Here is a 19,401-nt window from a genome sequence, read left to right as displayed (position 1 = left end):
GTCTTTCCTTCAAACTAAATTCTATTTATGGTGGTGCGCGTAAAAATTTGCGGAATTACCCGTACTGAAGATGCTTTGGCGGCGGTCGATTCGGGAGCGGACGCAATTGGGTTTGTTTTCTGGCCAAACAGTGCGCGTTATATAACTCCGCACGAAGCCGCTGAAATTTCGGCTGATATACCTGCCTTTATCAATACTGTCGGCGTTTATGTTGATCCTGAACCAGAATGGGTAAATGAAACCGTCCAGATTGCGAAGCTGAGTCTGTTGCAGTTTCACGGTAATGAAACACGCGATTTTTGTGATCAATTTTTCTTGCCTTACATCAAGGCAATTCGCGTCAGGGAAGATGTAGATTTGTTACAATATGCAAATCGATACGACACTGCAAAAGGTTTATTGCTGGATACCTATACCAAAAACATGCCAGGTGGTACGGGGCATAAATTCGACTGGAATTTGATTCCCCGTCAGTTACCGCTGCCCGTGATTTTATCGGGTGGATTGAATGCTGAAAATATTTCTATGGCGATCAAACAGGTTCGTCCTTGGGCAGTGGATGTTTCCAGTGGTGTCGAATCTGCCAAGGGTATAAAGGACGAGCAAAAAATTTCTGCTTTTATGCGAGGAGTTCGAGAAGAGTGAATATTTATGATCTACCGGATAAACGGGGCCATTTCGGTCCTTACGGTGGTGTATTTGTTGCTGAAACATTGATTTCCGCACTGGACAAGTTGCGCGAGCAATATGATTCCTATCGGAATGATGCTGAATTTAAGCGTGAATTCGAAAACGAGTTAAAACATTATGTTGGGCGACCAAGCCCAATTTACCATGCCAAACGCTGGTCAGAGCATCTGGGCGGCGCACAGATTTTGTTAAAGCGTGAAGACCTAAATCATACCGGAGCACACAAAGTCAATAATACCGTCGGACAAGCCTTGCTTGCGCGGCGTATGGGCAAAAAACGAGTTATCGCCGAAACAGGTGCGGGGCAGCATGGTGTAGCAACAGCTACAGTCGCTGCACGCTATGGCATGCAATGCGTTGTTTACATGGGTGCTGAGGATGTGCGGCGACAGGCAACCAATGTATACCGCATGAAATTACTGGGAGCTGAAGTGATTCCAGTTGAATCAGGTTCCCGAACTTTGAAGGATGCACTGAATGAGGCCATGCGCGACTGGGTAACGCATGTCGAGAATACTTTTTATATTATTGGCACAGTTGCCGGGCCGCACCCCTATCCGATGATGGTGCGTGATTTTCAGACGGTTATTGGAGCTGAAGCCAAGTTACAAATGCAGGAGACGTATGGCAGGCAGCCCGATGTGTTAATAGCGTGCGTGGGTGGTGGATCAAACGCGATTGGCCTGTTTTATCCCTATATCAATGATGAAAGTGTGCGTATGATCGGTGTGGAGGCTGCAGGTAAAGGTCTGGATACAAATGAACATGCGGCCACATTGAGTAAAGGAAAACCCGGCGTGTTGCATGGGAACCGTACCTATTTGATTCAGGACGATAACGGACAAATTATTGAAACACATTCCATATCAGCCGGCCTGGATTACCCTGGTGTAGGTCCGGAACACGCATGGCTCAAGGATATTCATCGGGCTGAATACGTGGGAATCACGGATGATGAAGCGCTTGAAGCATTTCATGCGTTATGTCGCTTTGAAGGAATTATGCCGGCGCTTGAATCGAGTCACGCTCTGGCCTACGCAGCCAAATTTGCGCCAACCCTCTCTAAAGACCAGTTAATACTTGTCAATCTTTCTGGACGCGGTGACAAAGATATGGCGACCGTTGCGCAAATGTCCGGAATCACGTTATAGCATCAAGCGATGCCAACAAATTTTTTTGACTCAGCTTTCAACTTTATCTCTACTATAGGCTATTGCTGAGCTGGCCTGGATACTTGACATATTTTTACCAATTTAGAATGAATCGTATCGCACAAACATTTGCTGTTTTACAATCAAACCGGAAAAAAGCACTTATCCCATTTATTACAGCCGGGGATCCCGGCCCTGCAAATACTGTTGAACTAATGCATTGTTTGGTCGAGGCCGGATCAGATATTATCGAACTGGGTGTACCGTTCTCTGACCCGATGGCGGATGGTCCCACCATACAGCGTTCATCAGAACGGGCTTTGAAGCACCAGGTCGGGATAAACAGCGTGCTGAACATGATATCGGAGTTCAGAAAAACAAATTCACAAACGCCGGTTGTTTTGATGGGGTATGCTAATCCCATAGAAGCGATGGGTCATGAATATTTTGCCGCTCGTGCAAAAGAAGCCGGTGTAGACGGCGTACTGACAGTTGACTATCCACCGGAAGAGTGCGAAGAATGGGTGCGTTGCCTTGAGCAGCATGGTATGGACGCCATATTTCTGCTTTCGCCAACATCGGCGCAGTCACGGGTAGCGCGGGTTGCTGAATTGGCAAAAGGCTATATATATTATGTTTCATTGAAAGGGGTTACTGGCGCGTCTCATCTTGACCTAGAAGACGTTGAATCAAGACTGGCACAACTGCGTACGGCGGTATCCATTCCTATTGGGGTTGGTTTTGGCATACGCGATGGCGCGATGGCGGGTGCTGTAGCCAAACTGGCCGATGCAGTGGTTGTCGGCAGTCGCATTATCGAAGAAATTGAGCTTTCCCCGCAAAACGAACTGCTGAATAATGTAAGGAATTTGGTTGCGGGCATGCGTAAAGCTATTGATGAACAAGGGGATTAAATTAACGAATTCCAAAAGAGATTGCCATTATGAGTTGGTTTCAGAATATTATTCCACCTAAGATAAAACGCAAGGAAAACGGTGAAAAGAAAATTGTTCCGGAAGGTCTTTGGAGCAAATGTGGTTCCTGTGAAGCTGTTCTGTATTGTACTGATCTGGTAAAGAATCTGGACGTTTGTCCCCGCTGTGATTTTCATAATCGCATTTCTGCCAGAACACGGTTGGATTATTTTCTGGATGATCGTGACAGGCAGGAAATTGGTGATGAGATTCTGCCTACTGATCCGCTCAAATTCAAGGATAGTAAACGCTACGTGGATCGACTCTCACAAGCTAAATCCAGTATTGATGAAGACGATGCCTTGATCGTGATGAGTGGCAGCGTATTATCTGTACCTGTTGTTGCCGCTGTATTTGAATTCGGATTTATGGGTGGTTCGATGGGATCGGTTGTAGGTGAACGTTTTGTGCGCGGTGTCAACGCTTGCATCGAAAACCAATTGCCTTTTATTTGTTTTAGCGCCAGTGGCGGGGCGCGCATGCAGGAGGGTCTGTTTTCGCTTATGCAAATGGCCAAAACATCAGCGGCATTGACTCGTCTGAGCCGTGAAAAATTGCCATTTATTTCAATATTAACGGACCCAACAATGGGTGGAGTATCTGCCAGTTTTGCATTTATTGGCGATGTTGTAATTGCCGAGCCGGGTGCGTTGATCGGTTTCGCCGGTCCACGAGTTATCGAGCAGACGGTACGCCAGAAATTGCCGGAAGGTTTTCAGCGCGCGGAATTTTTGTTGGAACATGGCGCTATCGATATGATAGTCGATCGTAGACACATGCGTGAAAAAATCGCGAATCTGTGCACACTGCTGATGCGAAGCCCCTTGCCAGCAACCACATAAAAGTCAATTTTGAGAAAAATATAATTAATCCCGTATCTGTGTTTCATTAATTTCTATTCTTTTGTTCCGTGACTGTATCCAAAACTGGAGCAATCTCACCTGACGGGAAATTCAGCGATCTGAAAGAATGGCTGGCCTACCTGGAGCAGCTTCATCCAAAATCAATCGAAATGGGTCTGGAACGTATCGATCAGGTGCGCAAAGCGCTTGGATTGACACCTTTTTTTCCGGTGATTATTGTGGGTGGCACCAATGGTAAAGGTTCGGTCTGTGCGATGCTGGAGTCCATTTTGACTGCAGCTGGCTATCATGTCGGATGTTATACTTCACCGCATTTGATTCGCTACAATGAACGGATTCATGTCGGACAACATGCGGTTACCGATGAACAGCTGCTTAAGGCATTCAAAGCTGTTGAACAGGCCAGAATAGAAACTGGCGTTTCGCTGACTTATTTTGAATTTGGGACGCTTGCAGCCATGCATGTGTTCATGGTCAAACAGATTGATGTTGCCATACTCGAAGTTGGCCTGGGTGGGCGATTAGACGCTGTCAACATTTTTGATGCCGATTGCGCCATTGTGACCAGTGTTGACCTTGATCATCAGGATTATCTGGGTGATTCGCGAGAGAGCATAGGATATGAAAAAGCCGGAATTTTCAGGCAAAACAAGCCGGCTGTATGTGCTGATGCTGTTCTGCCATTCAGTGTGCAGCGTCATGCACAAGAAATTGGCGCTGAGATCAGAATGGTCCATCAGGACTTTGGTTTTATTAGAGAAACCAACCAGTGGCGCTTCTGGAGCCAGCATCATCGACGGCACGCATTGCCGATGCCTGCGTTGCTTGGCAGAAAGCAGCTATATAACGCAAGCGCCTGTTTGATGGCGCTGGAATTATTGCGAGAACAACTTCAGGTCAGTATGCACGCAGTACGTGAAGGCCTGCTAAATGTAAAATTACCAGGAAGATTTCAGGTAATTTCAATCCAACCGATGGTTGTTTTAGATGTTTTGCATAATCCCGCAGCCGCCGCTGCATTTGCAGACAATCTGCTGGAATTGGCGCCGTCTTCCGGAAAGACTTATGCAGTATTTGGAATGTTGCACGATAAAGATATAGCAGGGGTTGTGGAGGAACTAAAACCCCATATCGACAACTGGCTGATCGCTACTATTGATGTTCCCCGAGGTGCACATGCTGATGAATTGTTGCAAATTCTCAATCAATCAGAAATCACTAGAGAAAACCATACGATTTATGAATTTGAAGACGTTGTTTCAGCTTATGTATTTGCCTGTGAACATGCAGGTAAAAATGATAGAATCTGCGTGTTCGGTTCATTTTACACAGTAGGCGCAATCCTGCGACATCATGGAGAATAGTCAGTCATACTGGGACATTAGGTATGAATAAAAATATCACTGAAGAAGAGTTGTTACTCAGAAAGCGCGCAAGGCGTCGTCTGGTTGGTGCTGTCGTATTGGTCGTGACGGCAGTTATTGTACTGCCCATGATATTCGATGAACCAAAGCCGGATACGGAGACACATGAAATCGATATTCATCTGTTTCCCCAGGATGATATTAGTGAAATCCCGCCTTTAGTCCTGCCTTCAGAACAGTATCCACCGCAAAATACGGATCGGATCGATGATCGTACAGAGTTGGCGTCAGATATGCCGCCCGATATTCCCGAGGTGTTTGAGCCGCATGATCAGATAAGTGAAAATGAAGAGCGCCATAAACACATGCAGACTGGCCGGACTCCAATTCCGGGTATCAAACCGCGATTAGCCCAGGCTCCCCAATCAGGTCATAGCGCACCGTCCAGCCAGACGACCCCAGCGCAGTCAGAGCGCGTTCCACAATCCGTTCAGACTTCCGAGCAGTTTGTTGTTCAGTTAGGCGCATTTTCCGATCAGTCTAAAGCACAACAGCAACTGAACAATCTGCGAATGAATGGTCTAAATGCTTATACAGAAACACATACGATTAATGGTAAAGTTGTTACGCGCGTGCGCATAGGTCCCTTTTCTAGTCGTAATGCCGCGGAAAGCGAACTGGAAAAACTGAGACGACAAGGACTGGATGGCGTTGTAAATCCCAGATAGGATGAATTTCATACGATGTTACTTCATTATTACATTTAGATTGTAAAGAATGAATCCATAACCATGATTGATTTCAGCTTTCTTTCTAATGACTTTGCTTGATTATATCGTTCTGTGTATTTTTTTTATATCGATTGTTTTAAGCATTATTCGCGGATTAGTACGTGAGGTTCTCTCTATAGCAGGCTGGGTTGTCGCCTTTATTGCCGCCAGTACATACGCCTATGAGTTTGAACCTTTTATTCCTTCAGAAATCGGGGGGGAATCTTTACGCATCATTGCGGCGTTTATTGTAGTTTTTGTTGCAACGTTATTAGTTTCTGTTTTGATCACCATGCTGCTAAATGCACTGATAAAAAATGTTGGCCTGGGTTTTATTGACAGAACATTTGGTGCTTTTTTCGGGTTTGCGCGAGCGCTTGTTATTGTCATGATGCTGGTTCTGATAGCTGGCTTGACAGCCCTGCCGCAGCAGCCGGTGTGGCGTCAGGCCGTACTGAGTCCGACATTGGAAGTTGTGGCGCTGGAGGTGCTGCCCTGGTTGCCGGACGATTTATCCAAACGCATCAGCTATGAAAAAAAAGAACAGCTTACTCAGCAGAAGAATTAGAGGGTTTTTGCCGTGAACATTCAGTCATTGTCGGTTTTTGTTTTCCAGCACAGCATATTTGGAGTACGCCAATGTGTGGAGTATTAGGTATTGTCGCCAAGTCACCGGCTAATCAGTTGCTTTATGACGGTTTGCTGATGCTGCAACATCGCGGCCAGGATGCGGGCGGGATCGTTACGGCTCAAGGTAGCACGTTTCATATGCACAAGGGACTCGGACTTGTTCGCGATGTTTTTCGAACCCGAAACATGCGTGCGCTGCATGGCAACATGGGTATTGGCCACGTACGTTATCCTACAGCGGGTTCGTCTAAATCTCCTGCCGAGGCGCAGCCTTTTTATGTAAATTCTCCGTTCGGCATTGTACTGGGTCATAACGGTAATCTAACCAATGCAGAGCAACTGAATCAGGAATTGTTCCGGACCGATTTGCGACATGTCAATACGCATTCCGATTCGGAAGTATTATTAAATGTTCTGGCGCATGAACTGCAGGAACAGACAGGTAATTGCCATCTTGATCCGGAAACGATATTTGCTGCGGTCAGTGGTGTGCACAGGCGCTGCGCTGGCGCTTACGCTGTTGTTGCCATGATTGCAGGCTATGGTCTTCTGGCATTTCGTGACCCCCATGGTATTCGTCCGTTGGTGTATGGAACGATGGAAACTGAAAAAGGTACAGAATACCTGATTGCATCCGAAAGTGTGGCGCTGGATACACTGGGATTTCAGCTGGTTCGAGATATCGCACCGGGGGAAGCGATTTTTATCGATGAGGCAGGCAATTTTTTCAGTCAACAGTGTGCGAAGAAAGCAAGCCTGAATCCGTGTATTTTTGAATATGTCTATCTGGCGCGACCCGATTCCGTTATCGATGGTGTTTCGGTTTACGAGACAAGATTGAATATGGGTGAGTCGCTGGCGGAAAAAATCACCCGGACTATGAGCCACCTTGATATTGACGTTGTTATTCCGATTCCCGATTCAAGCCGGCCGAGTGCGTTGCAGCTGTCCAATCGACTGGGGGTCGATTTTCGTGAAGGCTTTATCAAGAATCGTTATGTTGGACGCACGTTTATCATGCCCGGACAGCAGCAGCGTAAAAAATCTGTGCGGCAGAAACTGAATGCCATGAGTATCGAGTTCAAAGGAAAAAATGTGCTGCTCGTTGACGATTCGATCGTACGCGGCACAACCAGCCGTGAAATCGTCCAAATGGCAAGGGATGCAGGTGCCAATAAAATTTATTTCGCTTCTGCCTCGCCACCAGTGCGGTTTCCGAATGTCTATGGAATAGATATGCCGACGCGCCAGGAATTGATTGCAGCTGAACGGGACACAGAAGAAATTTGTCGTGAAATAGGTGCGGATTATCTGATTTTTCAGGAACTGGAAGCGTTGACGCATACGGTTTCGAAAGTCAAGCCGGATTTGTCATGTTTTGAAACCTCCTGTTTTAATGGTCACTATATTGCGGGTAATGTGACAGCAGAGTACCTGGAAACGCTTGAGACCAAAAGGAACGGAGACAGGGCCGGCAGGCAAATGCCATTAAAAACACAGCTTGATCTGAGTCTGACGGTATCCGAATAGACCGCCTGCTTTGCATTCCAGTTGACAGAGTGTCTTGTATCAAGTTTGCCCAGGAGTAAAATATTTAATGTCCGACGATCAACTAAAACCCGAAACGCGTGCTCTCAGGACAGGGATACATCGCAGCCAGTTTAATGAACATTCGGAAGCGCTTTTTTTAACATCCAGTTTTGTCTTTGATAGTGCGGCACAGGCCGCAGCACGTTTTTCTGGTGAAGAATCCGGTAATATCTATTCGCGTTTTACCAATCCAACTGTAACCGCTCTGGAAGAAAGGCTTGCAGCGATGGAAGGTGCGGAAACCTGCGTTGCCACATCAACCGGCATGTCGGCAATTCTGGCATGTATTATGGGCCTGTTATCGGCCGGCGATCATGTTGTTGCTTCGCAGAGCCTGTTTGGCGCCACTGTTAACCTGTTTAACAATATATTGAAGAAATTCAACGTTCAAACGACGTTTGTATCTGCGACTGATTTGAACGCATGGGAGGCTGCGGTCCAACCGAACACCAAACTTTTTTTTCTTGAAACACCTTCCAATCCGTTGACAGAGATTTCGGATATTGCCGGACTCGCCAGCATCGCCAGGAAGTCGGGTGTATGGCTTGCTGTTGACAATTGCTTCTGCACCCCGATTTTACAAAAGCCTATTGAACTGGGCGCCGATATTGTCATTCATTCGGCGACAAAATATCTGGACGGCCAGGGACGTGTTTTGGGGGGTGCTGTTCTGGGCAGTCGTGAGTTGATGATGGAAGGTGGTGTTTTCAGCTTTCTTCGCACTGCAGGCCCGACTTTGAGTGCATTTAACGCATGGGTGATCCTGAAAGGACTGGAAACGCTTAAGGTACGTATCGACGCGCATTCCAGAAATGCGTTGCAAATGGCGCAATGGCTCGCTGCACATCCTAAAATTGAACGGGTTTTTTACCCTGGATTGCAGTCCCACCCACAACACGCACTGGCAATGCGACAGCAGAGTACAGGCGGCGGTATTGTTTCATTTGAAGTTAGCGGGGGCAGGGAAGCCGCCTGGCGCGTCATAGATAATACGCGGCTGGTCTCTATTACCGCAAATCTGGGTGATGTAAAAACCACGTTAACGCATCCTGCTACGACTACACACGGACGTATCAGTCAGGAAGCACGCGATGTTGCGGGTATTACCGACGGTTTGCTGCGGATCGCGGTAGGATTGGAAGCCGTGGAAGACATACAGGCCGATCTGGCCAGAGGTTTGTCCTGATACTCCATCAACAGTATATTCGATTGATGGAGTACAGACTTATTGTTTGTATAGGACAGGCAAGCCGGTTATTTTTGTTTTTGCAAATTGTGCATTGACCGTTCAGATTACTTCTGCCTTTTCAATCACAACATCATCAAGCGGAACATTCTGATGTCCGTTCCGGTCGCCTGTTTTGACTTTCTTTATCTTATCGACCACATCCTGACCATCAACGACTTTGCCAAAAACACAATACCCAAATCCTTGAGTAGTTGGTTCTTTGTAATTGAGAAACCCGTTATTGGTGACATTGATGAAAAACTGTGACGTGGCTGAATGAACATCTGCGGTCCTTGCCATGGCGATGGTATAAGTTTCGTTTTTTAACCCGTTGGCGGCTTCATTCTGTATGGGCGGGCTGGTTTTTTTTTGTTTCATGCCAGGCTCGAAACCACCACCCTGGATCATGAAATCGTCAATCACACGGTGAAAAATCGTATTGTTATAAAATCCGCTGGTGACATAATTTAAAAAATTCTGTACTGTCTCGGGCGCTTTCTCAGCGTCGAGTTCAAGCGTAATATCGCCAAAATTTGTTGTCAGTTTGATCATGATAATTTCCTGTTATTGTTGTTGACTGTTGTCTTCGGCATTCAAGACAGAGATATTTTCAATGATAACCATTGTCTTGGGCACATCTCCCGGAAACGGACCGCCTGAGCCGGTAGGTGTTTTGGCAATCTGATGGACGATATTCATGCCATCTGTCACTTTGCCAAAAACGGTATAACCGTATCCTCTTGGAGTGGCTGCGGTATAGTTCAGGAACGCATTGTTTTTTACATTGATAAAAAACTGTGCAGTTGCTGAATGTGGATCGGAGGTTCTGGCCATCGCAATGGTACCCACCTCATTTTTTAAACCGTTGTTGGCCTCATTTTTAACTGGACTGCGAGTGGCTTTCTGATGAAACGTCGTATCGAAACCGCCGCCCTGAATCATGAAATTGGCTATGACACGATGGAAAATAGTATCTTTATAAAATCCGTCTTCAACATAGCGTAAAAAATTCTCGACAGTTTCCGGTGCCTTGTCCGGATAGAGCTCCAGTGTGACAGGACCTAGATTTGTTTTCATGAGTACCTGGGGGTTTGCGGTATGAGCTGTCATGCTCCAGAAAGTGAATAAAGCGGCCGCGAGAAACTGTATTAAGCGCATGGTAATTCCTGTTATTTGATTGATTAAAAGTCGATAAATTAGCCGTTACGGGGTATGTTATACTCCCCAAGTTTTTGTGTCCGCTCTGGATTCTATCAAGAAGGTAAGTCATTCTACAATTATATCGATTCTTCCTATGTTGAAAATCTATAACACCTTAATACGCGACAAGCAGGATTTTGTTCCTTTAACGCCTGGAAAAGTGAAAATCTATGTGTGTGGCATGACGGTCTACGATTATTGCCATCTTGGTCATGCGCGTGTTCTGGTTGTGTTCGATATGGTTGTGCGCTGGTTGAGAGCACGTGGATTTGAAGTTATTTATGTCCGTAATATTACGGATATCGACGATAAAATCATTCAGCGCGCACTGGAGAATCATGAAGCAATTGAATCATTGACAGGACGCTTCATTCAAGCAATGGAACAAGATGCGACTGCTTTGGGTGTTGAACGACCAACGTATGAACCACGCGCTACTCATTTTATTGAAAATATGATCACCATGATTGAGAAGCTGATCGATAAATCACTGGCCTACGCAGCTGATAACGGTGATGTTTATTACGCGGTGCACCAATTTCCTGGATATGGAAAATTATCCGGCAAATCACTGGACGATCTTCGAGCGGGCGAGCGTGTTGAAATTGATGCAAATAAAAAAGATCCGCTGGATTTCGTTTTATGGAAATCTGCCAAACCAGGAGAGCCTGCCTGGGATTCGCCGTGGGGCAGGGGGCGGCCGGGCTGGCATATTGAATGTTCAGCTATGGGTGAGCACTTTTTGGGCGAGCAGTTCGATATTCACGGCGGTGGACAGGACTTGCAGTTTCCGCATCATGAAAATGAAATTGCCCAGAGTGAGGGGGCGCATGATCACCCTTTTGTCAATTATTGGATGCATAACGGCTTTGTACGTGTAGACAGTGAAAAAATGTCCAAGTCGCTGGGCAATTTCTTTACTGTAAGAGAAGTGTTGAAGAACTATCAACCAGAAGTTATAAGATTTTTTATTTTACGTGCTCACTATCGCAGTCCATTAAACTATTCGGACCAGCACTTGCGGGATGCCAAACTCGCGCTGGATCGCTTATATATTGCGTTAAAAGATTTCGAAATCAGTAACAATGATGAGATCGATTGGACAAATGATTATGCGCAGACGTTTATGTCAGCAATGAACGATGATTTCAATACGCCGGAAGCAATCGCGGTATTGTTCGAGCTCGCCGGTACTGTTAATAAAACGCAATCGAACTCACATGCGGCACTACTCAAACAGCTGGGTGGTATTCTGGGATTGTTACAGCAAACTCCGCAACTATATTTGCAGCATAATCCAGATGAATCCGATAAAGAATCCATTTCTGCTGAACAGATCGAGAGAATGGTACAAAAACGACTGGAAGCCCGAAAAAGCGGACAGTATGCAGAAGCCGACTCGATACGCCAAAATCTTATGGACTCAGGTATTATTTTGGAAGACGGTCCACAAGGAACAACCTGGCGTAGAAACTAGTTTTTTGAAGATGTCACAGGATCTGGTGATTTATCAGAAGCTGTGTTGTGTCCGGGAAAAATCCGCCAGATGTATAAGGTTGAACCTGTGAAATCATTGAGTTCAATACAGCTGTCAGGTGAAACGCCCGGTATTACAAAAGTGTTACTGATAAATATACTGCCCGGGCGCATTTCGCGGCATATTTTTTCCCAGAGCATTTTCATGGGCGCAGGCGACAAATACGCATACACGATATCGTATCGTGACAGATCCTGCTTCCATAGGTCGCCCCACTGAATGCTGCAGTTGGACTGTGAGCGCAGGCTTTTTACTTTGCCAATGAAACAAGGCAGCGGAGCAGCTTCTATGCCGTGGAACACGCCATTGGGTCTTGTTTTACTGAGTGAACTGAGGAGGCCACCACAACCGCAGCCCAGGTCAATAAGAGAAAAATGCTTTGTTTGCGGCAAATATGTGGATAGTGCCTGCGTAACTGCCTGACTGGATAGATATAAAGGTACTTGTGTTTGATCTGTTCTGCCATAAATCAGTAAAAGCACGCAAAAGCCCAGGCCAAACCACAGCGGTGAAACCCCAAGGGCAAGCGTTGCTACTATTGCTGGCAGAAAACATAACTGTATCGGAATCCACCAGACGTCTGCCTTTAGAATGTAGTTGATGAACGCAGCCATGATTCCTTGCAATACGGCCCATTCAAAGACTGTTAATGGCGGTGATACAGCCACCAGTACGACTGTGAAAGTCAATGCCGTCAGTTGAGACCATGCTGCCATCAATACAGGATTGCGGCGGGTTTTTATTGCGGTTTGCATGTATGTAAACAACAGGAGTCAACCCTGCTTCAGTTTGCGGGCGTCAGAAGTGTCGACGCATCCAGATTCGTCTGGTCATTTACATGAACAGCCTCATTCTCTTGTGTAATTGCATTTTCTGTTTTTTCATTCATGACGATAATGCTGATGCGACGGTTAATCGGATTAAACGGGTTTTCCTTATCAAATAATACTGCTGAGGACAAACCGACAACGCGTAAAACCTTGTTGGTATCCATTCCTCCGGAAATCAACTCTCTCCTTGAGGCATTGGCTCGGTCTGCGGATAATTCCCAGTTACTGTAACCTTTATCCCCTGTCGGAAATGGCGTTGCATCCGTATGGCCGGAGAGACTGATCTTGTTTGGGACATCGTTCAGCATTTTACCGATTTCATGCAGAATGATTTTTGTATACGATTGCAGTTCCGCTCGTCCGCTTGCAAACATGGGACGATTCTGTTCGTCCACGATCTGGATACGCAATCCTTCAGTGGTAATATCCAATAACAACTGGTTTTTGAATTGCCTCAAAAGAGGATTGGCATCAATAGCTTTTTCAAGCTTTATTTTCAGTTGGTTAAGGCGCTGTAATTCAAGTCGTTCACGTTCAGCGTCGGCGGCTTTTAGATCGAGTACTTTTTTTTCAATGATAGTTTCGCCTTTTTTTACCTGACCGCTGCTGCGGGATAAGTCGGTACCGCCGCCTTTGACAACGCTGGTAGCATCACCAACACTTGAACCGCCCAGGAATGCGACCTTTAGTGGTGTTCTGAAATATTCCGCGATACCTTCCAGGTCTCCCTGGGAAGCTGATCCCAACAACCACATCAACAGAAAAAATGCCATCATGGCGGTTACGAAATCTGCGTAGGCAATTTTCCATGCGCCACCGTGATGTCCACCAGCGACTTTTTTAATCCGCTTGATAACAATCGGGCGCTGAGAAATATCTTCAACCATAGACGGCCTCGTTACAGTGTAGTTTCAATTTTAAATGCACGTTTATTCAGCCTTGCTTTTCTTTACATGCTCTTCAAGTTCCATAAATGACGGCCGCTCTGTGGAGAATAAAACTTTCCGGCCGAACTCCACAGCCAGAACGGGTGAGTAGCCATTCAGATTGGCTAATAAGGTGATTTTGATACATTCAAGCAGTTTGCTTGATTCATGCAACTGATGCTCAAGCTTCGCAGCCAGAGGGCTGACAAACCCGTATGCAAGGAGAATGCCTAAAAACGTGCCAACAAGCGCCGCGGCAATCAGGATACCCAGTTCACTGGGCGGTAAATGAACGGATTCCATGGTATGAACAACACCCATGACCGCAGCGATAATTCCAAAAGCGGGTAAACCATCTCCCAGTTTTGCAATACAGTGAATCGGAACTACACCTTCCTGATGATGTGTTTCGAGTTCACTATCCATCAGGTTTTCAATTTCCAGTGCATTCAGATTCCCACTGACCATTAAACGCAAATAGTCAGTAATGAATTCAGTAACATGGTGGTCTGTCAGAATGGTTGGGTATTTTGTAAAGATTGGGCTGTTTTGCGGATCATCGATATCAGATTCGATTGACATAAGTCCTTCTTTACGAATTTTCCCAAGAATTTCATAGAGTAGTGTCATGAGCTCCATGTATACTGCCTTGGTGTATTTGGATCCTTTGAAAACGCCAGGCAGGCCTTTAAGTGTGGCCCTAAGCGCTTTGCTGGAATTGCCGACAACAAAAGCCCCAATAGCGCCACCACCTATCATAAGAATTTCAACAGGTTGCCATAAAGAAGCCAGATGCCCGCCTGCAAGTGCAAAGCCGCCGAAAATAGATATCAGGATAATAAGATAACCGACAATAACTAACATTGAAGAAAATCCTTGGGATAAGTCAATTAGAAATAATTTAAAAATTGAGCCAAAGTTATCATAAGCGTCCGAAAATAAAGGAATGAGAAAGCGCGCAATTTACCCGTATTTTTCCTGGGCTTCTCCAAAGGTGATAAAAGATGATTGATATTCAATAAGATGGAATTCTGTGTTCGAGATAGTTGTACTCTCGATTCAGACATATCCAGCAAGTATTAAAGCAATTATTGGTGAATATTTTATGGCTTTGGCAATTCTCTGAAACGTGCGGGGATATTCAGCTACATAATAAAGCCTGGATGATTGCCTGGAGATTCTGTTGAAACGGCAGTGGCACCAAAACAGCCAGTATTTGATTAAGAATTTTAACGACGGGTCGTCGAACAGGATCGTTTTTGCCCGGCGATCAGATTGGGGTGATAGTGTTGACAGAGAGGAATGTGGGAATTTTGGACAAAAAGAAACCCACCGAAGTGGGTTTCAAAATTGATTATATAGAGCTGTTATAAAATCAATTTGTTAGCTTTTAGTGTTGCCTGAATCTGCAAAAACCGGGCGAGAGCCTTGCTCCTCAGCCATTTTTCTGTGATACGCGGCTTGCTCCAGATTTTCCTCGGCAACCTTTTCATATTCTTGAATTTTGTGCTTTACGTGCTTTTTAATATCACGTCCATGCTTTCCAAAGAAGCTGCTGCGGGACCTTTCTTTCAAGGCCTCGATCTGTTCCTCGATTTTTGCGTACATTTCATTGGCTTGTTCTTCATGATGGCGCGCAAGTGCTGCATGATCAACAATCTCGGCGTTTTCCATGGCGACGGTTTTCGCTACGTCATTCTGCTCTGCTGCAAAAGCGTTCATTGGTAATGCAATATATGTAAATGTAAATAAAACTAATGCAGTGAAAAAATGTGTTGTTCCGTTTTGCATGGTTGCGCTCCTTAAAAGTTGTATAGCACGCTCGGAAGTCTAAACAAGCTCAAACAAAATAAAAATTGGGGAGACCATTATTCTTGTCTAAGCGAAACCATTAGTTCAGTACACAATCTGATCCAGATACCACAGCACACAGCACTGTGCGACTGCTGTACGCAACGGACTGGTGGCTACGGGTATCAGCGCGACAGATACAAGCAAGGGGACAGGACCGAGTTGATGCCTTAGGCCGCTTTTTTCTGAATGTGGTACTGATAAATGTGCAATAACTCCAGTCGTTCAGGGTGCGTTATTTACTTGTCTTGCTCGAAATAGCGTTTGCGGCTTTTTTGACAGCCGCCTCTACAGCAACATGATAGGCCTCCGGATCTTCAGTTCTCAGCTGATCCGAAATACCTGCAAAAGCGGCCAGGCTATTTGGAAAGTCGGTGACCCTGGTTCCATCCTTTTTTATATATAGAATAGGGCTGGGCACAAAATGACGAGAATGCCAGACAGAAACTACAGTCAGAAACGCTGCCTCATTCTTATTAGTCACAGAAGCCTTTCCATCATTGAGAATCTGATTGGTTATCAATGATTTGACAGTTTCATAAGTCTCCTCCGCATTTCTGTCCACGAGTGCCGTATCGGGTGTCATACTGAGAAAACGCGGTTCGTTGAGCAATGCGGTTACAAGCTGGCGCCGGTCAACCCCATATATCGAATAGATGTTTGCATCATTTCTGTCACCCGTTGCTATCATTGCCGGATTGACGGGATTTATGGCAGGTTCTGCCCTGTATTCCCGCCAGCCGGCACTTTTGATATCCAGATGTGCTTTAAAACCGCGGATTAAGGCTTTTCCAAGAAAAACGGCTTTGACGGTTTCACTGTCTTCAATAAAGTCAAGGTTTTTTCTGAGGGGAAAGCCTTCTTCCAGGGTTCCGCTGACAGCCACAATAACAAATCTGGTTGAGCTCTCATTTGTACATTCAGGTATGGTAATCGGGCTTCCACCGGAATTTGTTAAGCCGGAGCGCTGAAGCAGTCTCTCAAAATCGCATGGCGTATAAACATCAATCATCCGTTTAGTGTGGTGATCTACACCATAAATTTCGCGCTGTTGTCTTACGTCTGGTTTGCTCAGCATCATATGCCTTCCTTGTTAATGTTTGTAAATGCCGTTGCCTGGTTTTGCTATATGTGTATGGATAAACGCCTGGATTTTACTAAACTCCAGATCCTGGTCCAGGTGTCTATGAAAGCGTCTGTGTTGATATTTAAATTCTAGGCTAACAATTAGGTAATAAGCGGAATAACAGAAAACTGAATGTGAGTCTATCGAAATGCTGCTGCCGGAGTGCAAGCAGCTGAGATGTATAACGAGATGTAAAACTTCCCGGATTGGCAGGTAAATTCAGCACGTTATTGTGAGGTTTGTCACAGTGTCAATATTGGGCCAATGGTAATCTGGAACAGCAGAAAACAGCGTAATAGAACTGATATATTTTTATGGGATTTAATATCTTTGGGAGTATTTATCATGAATGTCAGAAATCTATATTTACATTTTTTTGTTGTACTTCTTGGCACGATTTTGATCGCTTTCCCTGTTGCAGCAGAAGCTGCCCGGTATGATGCCACAAACAAAGCCTTTTACGGCCAGTTGTCGTGTAAAGCTTCGAAGCGAGCTATCGCCGCGCTCGCAGAGTCGATGGAAACCAGGGGAGTTTCACAGCTGGATTTTAATAAAGTGATTGTAGAAGCGCTTCAGGGAACTGCGTTGAGTCCGGATGGCCCTCGCTGGCAGTGTTGCAGGGCCTGTGTCGAGAATGACCTGCCCAATGATTCTGCCGCCTGTCAGTGTTGTGACGGACTGGGTGACGATGTAATTGATGTTCCGGATGTTGAACAGCGCTGAGCCGCGCTTAAACATCGCGAACAGACGTTGTGGCCGGATTGGTTTTGACTGTTTGATCTGAGTCATCATGTGAACGAACACGCGTATTTCAGCTGTAATGTGGAAAATGACCGGTCCGTTGCCAATCCGGAATAAATTTCAGTTTAAATCCAAATTGACAGATACACCCACAAAAAAATGATCATCAAATCAGAAATAAACTGGAGCAGACGAAATTTAAACTTAGTCTAAAACGTCAGTCCTGCTGCGTGAATATGAGTTCGTCCGTATCAAAACCAAGTTTGTCAGACAGTCTGATAAACTTCGCTTTCACGTCCTTGCCGACCTCGGGCGTTCTTGAGAGTAACCATAAATAAGAAGTGTTGTAGCCGGAAATGAATGCATATTGATAATTATCATGGTCCAGATCAAATACAACATATGACCCGTAAAAAGGGCCAAAGAATGATACCTTTAGGTGGCCAATGTCGTCATTGCCAACAAAATATGCTTTTCCCTCCGCCTCTTGCCATTCGCTCTCGGCTGCTGAAAATCCCCGGTTGATAACCCGGATGCCGCCGTCTTCACGCAATTCATAATCAGCCGTAACATGACTCAATCCACGTTCGAATGAATGATCAAGCCGGGCTATTTCATACCATTTTCCCAGATACCGCTGTTTATCAAAATTGCTGACGGGAACAACCCCGTCCGGCATACCCGTGCAACCGGTCAGCGAGACAAGCAGCAGTAACAAAAAATATTTTCGCATACTTTTGACTCCGGTAATAATGCGTCTGGGGTTAGTATAGCCAAAACAGATGTCAGATGCCTGCTCAATTCAAGGAAAACCTGCGATAAAAACAAAACGTTTGTTGCCTGTGTAGCTTGTATTGCACCGGGACAAGCAAATGGATTAAGCGCTGTTTGAATTATCGTTCTGAAATTTACTTTTGATATAGCGGTATGCCCTGCCTAAAATAGAAGGCGCAGGCTTATGCGAATAGTTTTGCCACTGCGCTATGATTCGCTTTGCTGGAGCGCCAGTGACTCGTACGGGCGTGTGTGGCAGCGAATGAAGGACCGCCGTTTCCTGTGAATAAACATAGTCGATATATGGATCGTATTGATCTGCCGTTGGTGGCGTTGCACTGGCGTCCTTAATTGCGGTAATGACATAACTGCAATTCAAGTGGGCCTGGTGAATGCCATATAACGGAACATCCTCATTCCAGATTTTGATGTCTTTAAAGCCTGTATCAGAGAGAATGTACAGTAAATCAGTTTCGGAAAAGATGCGCATCTCGAGTGTTGATCCCACGCCACCATGCCAGGTTAACTTGTCATAGACTTCCACTGTTTGGTCTATGCGGCGATTGATCAGTAGTATGCTGTTTCCGTCCTGAATGAATTCGAACTCATGCAGGCCGGGAAAATGTTCTATCGTTTTGGGCAGTGTTGAATAAGGTACGGTCAGCAGCAATAAGCCATCCGGCTTCAATAAATGCCAGCTGTTGACAAATGCGACATGACGAGGCGGCGGCACATGTTCGAAAACATCTGACGTGATCAGCAGGTCGTAAGTATCTGATGCTAAGTGGTCGATATTGCGAATATCCAGAAAAGGTTCGGTATGGAAAAAGAAATTGGTGTAATCAAACAGGCTGGCGAGCTTGTCCGCATAAAGGGAAGCATCGCTAAGTCCCATGGCCTTGAATTGTCTGTCAGGTGTAAAATGTGATAGTGGGATGGGCTGGCTGTACAAGTGTTCAGACAGCGCAAGGATCAATGCGCGAAAACGAACATTGGAACCGCAATGGCTGCACAACCCGGTTTCACGCTCAAAATCCTGAGCTACCGGGGATTCTTGTCCGCAGAGATTGCAAGTAAACTGATCGTAATCCGGGCGCGTCATTGTAAGTGCAGAAAGCAGGCTTCATCTGCATTGTACACAAAAACAGACAGATCA

General features: G+C 45.6%; 20 protein-coding genes. 11 read left to right on the top strand and 9 right to left on the bottom strand.

The features are described 5' to 3' along the window. Window positions 1–27: 27 nt before the first annotated feature. The 9 genes from BMX44_RS07225 (at window position 28) to BMX44_RS07185 (ending at window position 9,218) form a co-directional block, all read left to right on the top strand. Window positions 28–645 carry a phosphoribosylanthranilate isomerase gene (locus BMX44_RS07225; protein WP_090630477.1) on the top strand — a complete coding sequence of 206 codons (618 nt, stop codon included), beginning with the start codon at window positions 28–30 and terminating at the stop codon, window positions 643–645. Continuing rightward, on the top strand, window positions 642–1,841 hold the full coding sequence (gene trpB, locus BMX44_RS07220) for a tryptophan synthase subunit beta (RefSeq protein WP_218143929.1): 1,200 nt from the start codon (window positions 642–644) through the stop codon (window positions 1,839–1,841). The genes BMX44_RS07225 and trpB overlap by 4 nt, the downstream gene beginning before the upstream one ends. A gap of 107 nt (window positions 1,842–1,948) precedes the next feature. Continuing rightward, a complete protein-coding gene (trpA, locus tag BMX44_RS07215) occupies window positions 1,949–2,755 on the top strand; it encodes a tryptophan synthase subunit alpha (protein WP_090630474.1) in 807 nt (268 codons plus the stop codon). 29 nt (window positions 2,756–2,784) lie between these two features. Continuing rightward, the gene (gene accD / locus BMX44_RS07210; protein WP_090630471.1) at window positions 2,785–3,657 is read left to right on the top strand and encodes an acetyl-CoA carboxylase, carboxyltransferase subunit beta; all 873 of its coding nucleotides are present in this window, start codon (window positions 2,785–2,787) and stop codon (window positions 3,655–3,657) included. Between the two features lie 68 nt (window positions 3,658–3,725). Then, window positions 3,726–5,042 (top strand): bifunctional tetrahydrofolate synthase/dihydrofolate synthase, encoded by a 1,317-nt coding sequence (folC, locus tag BMX44_RS07205; RefSeq protein WP_245738860.1) that lies wholly within the window; start codon window positions 3,726–3,728, stop codon window positions 5,040–5,042. 23 nt (window positions 5,043–5,065) lie between these two features. Then, the gene (locus BMX44_RS07200) at window positions 5,066–5,770 is read left to right on the top strand and encodes an SPOR domain-containing protein (RefSeq protein ID WP_090630468.1); all 705 of its coding nucleotides are present in this window, start codon (window positions 5,066–5,068) and stop codon (window positions 5,768–5,770) included. Window positions 5,771–5,858: 88 nt separating this feature from the next. Continuing rightward, window positions 5,859–6,380 (top strand): CvpA family protein, encoded by a 522-nt coding sequence (locus tag BMX44_RS07195; RefSeq protein ID WP_090630465.1) that lies wholly within the window; start codon window positions 5,859–5,861, stop codon window positions 6,378–6,380. A gap of 71 nt (window positions 6,381–6,451) precedes the next feature. Further along, window positions 6,452–7,972: an amidophosphoribosyltransferase gene (purF, locus tag BMX44_RS07190; protein ID WP_090630462.1), complete on the top strand. Its 1,521-nt coding sequence runs from the start codon at window positions 6,452–6,454 to the stop codon at window positions 7,970–7,972. A 67-nt stretch (window positions 7,973–8,039) separates the two neighbouring features. After that, the gene (locus tag BMX44_RS07185) at window positions 8,040–9,218 is read left to right on the top strand and encodes an O-succinylhomoserine sulfhydrylase (RefSeq protein WP_090630460.1); all 1,179 of its coding nucleotides are present in this window, start codon (window positions 8,040–8,042) and stop codon (window positions 9,216–9,218) included. A gap of 102 nt (window positions 9,219–9,320) precedes the next feature. On the opposite strand, the gene BMX44_RS07180 is transcribed toward BMX44_RS07185, so the two are convergent. Both BMX44_RS07180 and BMX44_RS07175 read right to left on the bottom strand, forming a co-directional pair. Further along, the gene (locus BMX44_RS07180; protein WP_090630457.1) at window positions 9,321–9,812 is read right to left on the bottom strand and encodes a peptidylprolyl isomerase; all 492 of its coding nucleotides are present in this window, start codon (window positions 9,810–9,812) and stop codon (window positions 9,321–9,323) included. A 12-nt stretch (window positions 9,813–9,824) separates the two neighbouring features. Continuing rightward, window positions 9,825–10,418, bottom strand: a complete 594-nt coding sequence (locus BMX44_RS07175) for a peptidylprolyl isomerase (protein WP_090630455.1) — start codon at window positions 10,416–10,418, stop codon at window positions 9,825–9,827. A 136-nt stretch (window positions 10,419–10,554) separates the two neighbouring features. Between BMX44_RS07175 and cysS the strand changes: the two genes are divergently transcribed. After that, complete coding sequence (cysS, locus tag BMX44_RS07170) at window positions 10,555–11,937, top strand: cysteine--tRNA ligase (protein ID WP_090630452.1); 1,383 nt, start codon at window positions 10,555–10,557, stop codon at window positions 11,935–11,937. Here cysS and BMX44_RS07165 read toward each other — a convergent pair. The 5 genes from BMX44_RS07165 to BMX44_RS07145 form a co-directional block, all read right to left on the bottom strand. Next, the gene (locus BMX44_RS07165; protein ID WP_177167704.1) at window positions 11,934–12,752 is read right to left on the bottom strand and encodes a class I SAM-dependent methyltransferase; all 819 of its coding nucleotides are present in this window, start codon (window positions 12,750–12,752) and stop codon (window positions 11,934–11,936) included. The two genes, cysS and BMX44_RS07165, sit on opposite strands and share 4 nt — an antisense overlap. A 29-nt stretch (window positions 12,753–12,781) precedes the next feature. Then, window positions 12,782–13,714, bottom strand: coding sequence for a flagellar motor protein MotB (gene motB / locus BMX44_RS07160; RefSeq protein WP_090630448.1), 933 nt, complete (start codon window positions 13,712–13,714; stop codon window positions 12,782–12,784). Between the two features lie 42 nt (window positions 13,715–13,756). After that, window positions 13,757–14,617: a flagellar motor stator protein MotA gene (motA, locus tag BMX44_RS07155; protein WP_090630444.1), complete on the bottom strand. Its 861-nt coding sequence runs from the start codon at window positions 14,615–14,617 to the stop codon at window positions 13,757–13,759. Window positions 14,618–15,136: 519 nt separating this feature from the next. Continuing rightward, a complete protein-coding gene (locus tag BMX44_RS07150; RefSeq protein WP_090630441.1) occupies window positions 15,137–15,544 on the bottom strand; it encodes a hypothetical protein in 408 nt (135 codons plus the stop codon). Between the two features lie 295 nt (window positions 15,545–15,839). Beyond that, the gene (locus BMX44_RS07145; protein WP_090630438.1) at window positions 15,840–16,685 is read right to left on the bottom strand and encodes a hypothetical protein; all 846 of its coding nucleotides are present in this window, start codon (window positions 16,683–16,685) and stop codon (window positions 15,840–15,842) included. 390 nt (window positions 16,686–17,075) lie between these two features. Here BMX44_RS07145 and BMX44_RS07140 point away from each other — a divergent pair, with 390 nt between their 5' ends. After that, window positions 17,076–17,453, top strand: a complete 378-nt coding sequence (locus BMX44_RS07140; RefSeq protein WP_143056901.1) for a hypothetical protein — start codon at window positions 17,076–17,078, stop codon at window positions 17,451–17,453. 235 nt (window positions 17,454–17,688) lie between these two features. Here the strand turns inward: BMX44_RS07140 and BMX44_RS07135 are convergent, their stop codons facing one another. Together BMX44_RS07135 and BMX44_RS07130 are read right to left on the bottom strand one after the other, a co-directional pair. Then, window positions 17,689–18,204 (bottom strand): lipocalin family protein, encoded by a 516-nt coding sequence (locus BMX44_RS07135; RefSeq protein WP_090630430.1) that lies wholly within the window; start codon window positions 18,202–18,204, stop codon window positions 17,689–17,691. 144 nt (window positions 18,205–18,348) lie between these two features. Then, entirely contained in the window at window positions 18,349–19,347 is a 999-nt protein-coding gene (locus BMX44_RS07130; RefSeq protein ID WP_090630427.1) for a hypothetical protein, read from the bottom strand. Window positions 19,348–19,401: the final 54 nt, after the last annotated feature.

This window comes from Nitrosomonas marina, from assembly GCF_900110145.1.
GTDB lineage: Bacteria > Pseudomonadota > Gammaproteobacteria > Burkholderiales > Nitrosomonadaceae > Nitrosomonas > Nitrosomonas marina.
This window is presented reverse-complemented; position numbering and strand designations above follow the sequence as displayed.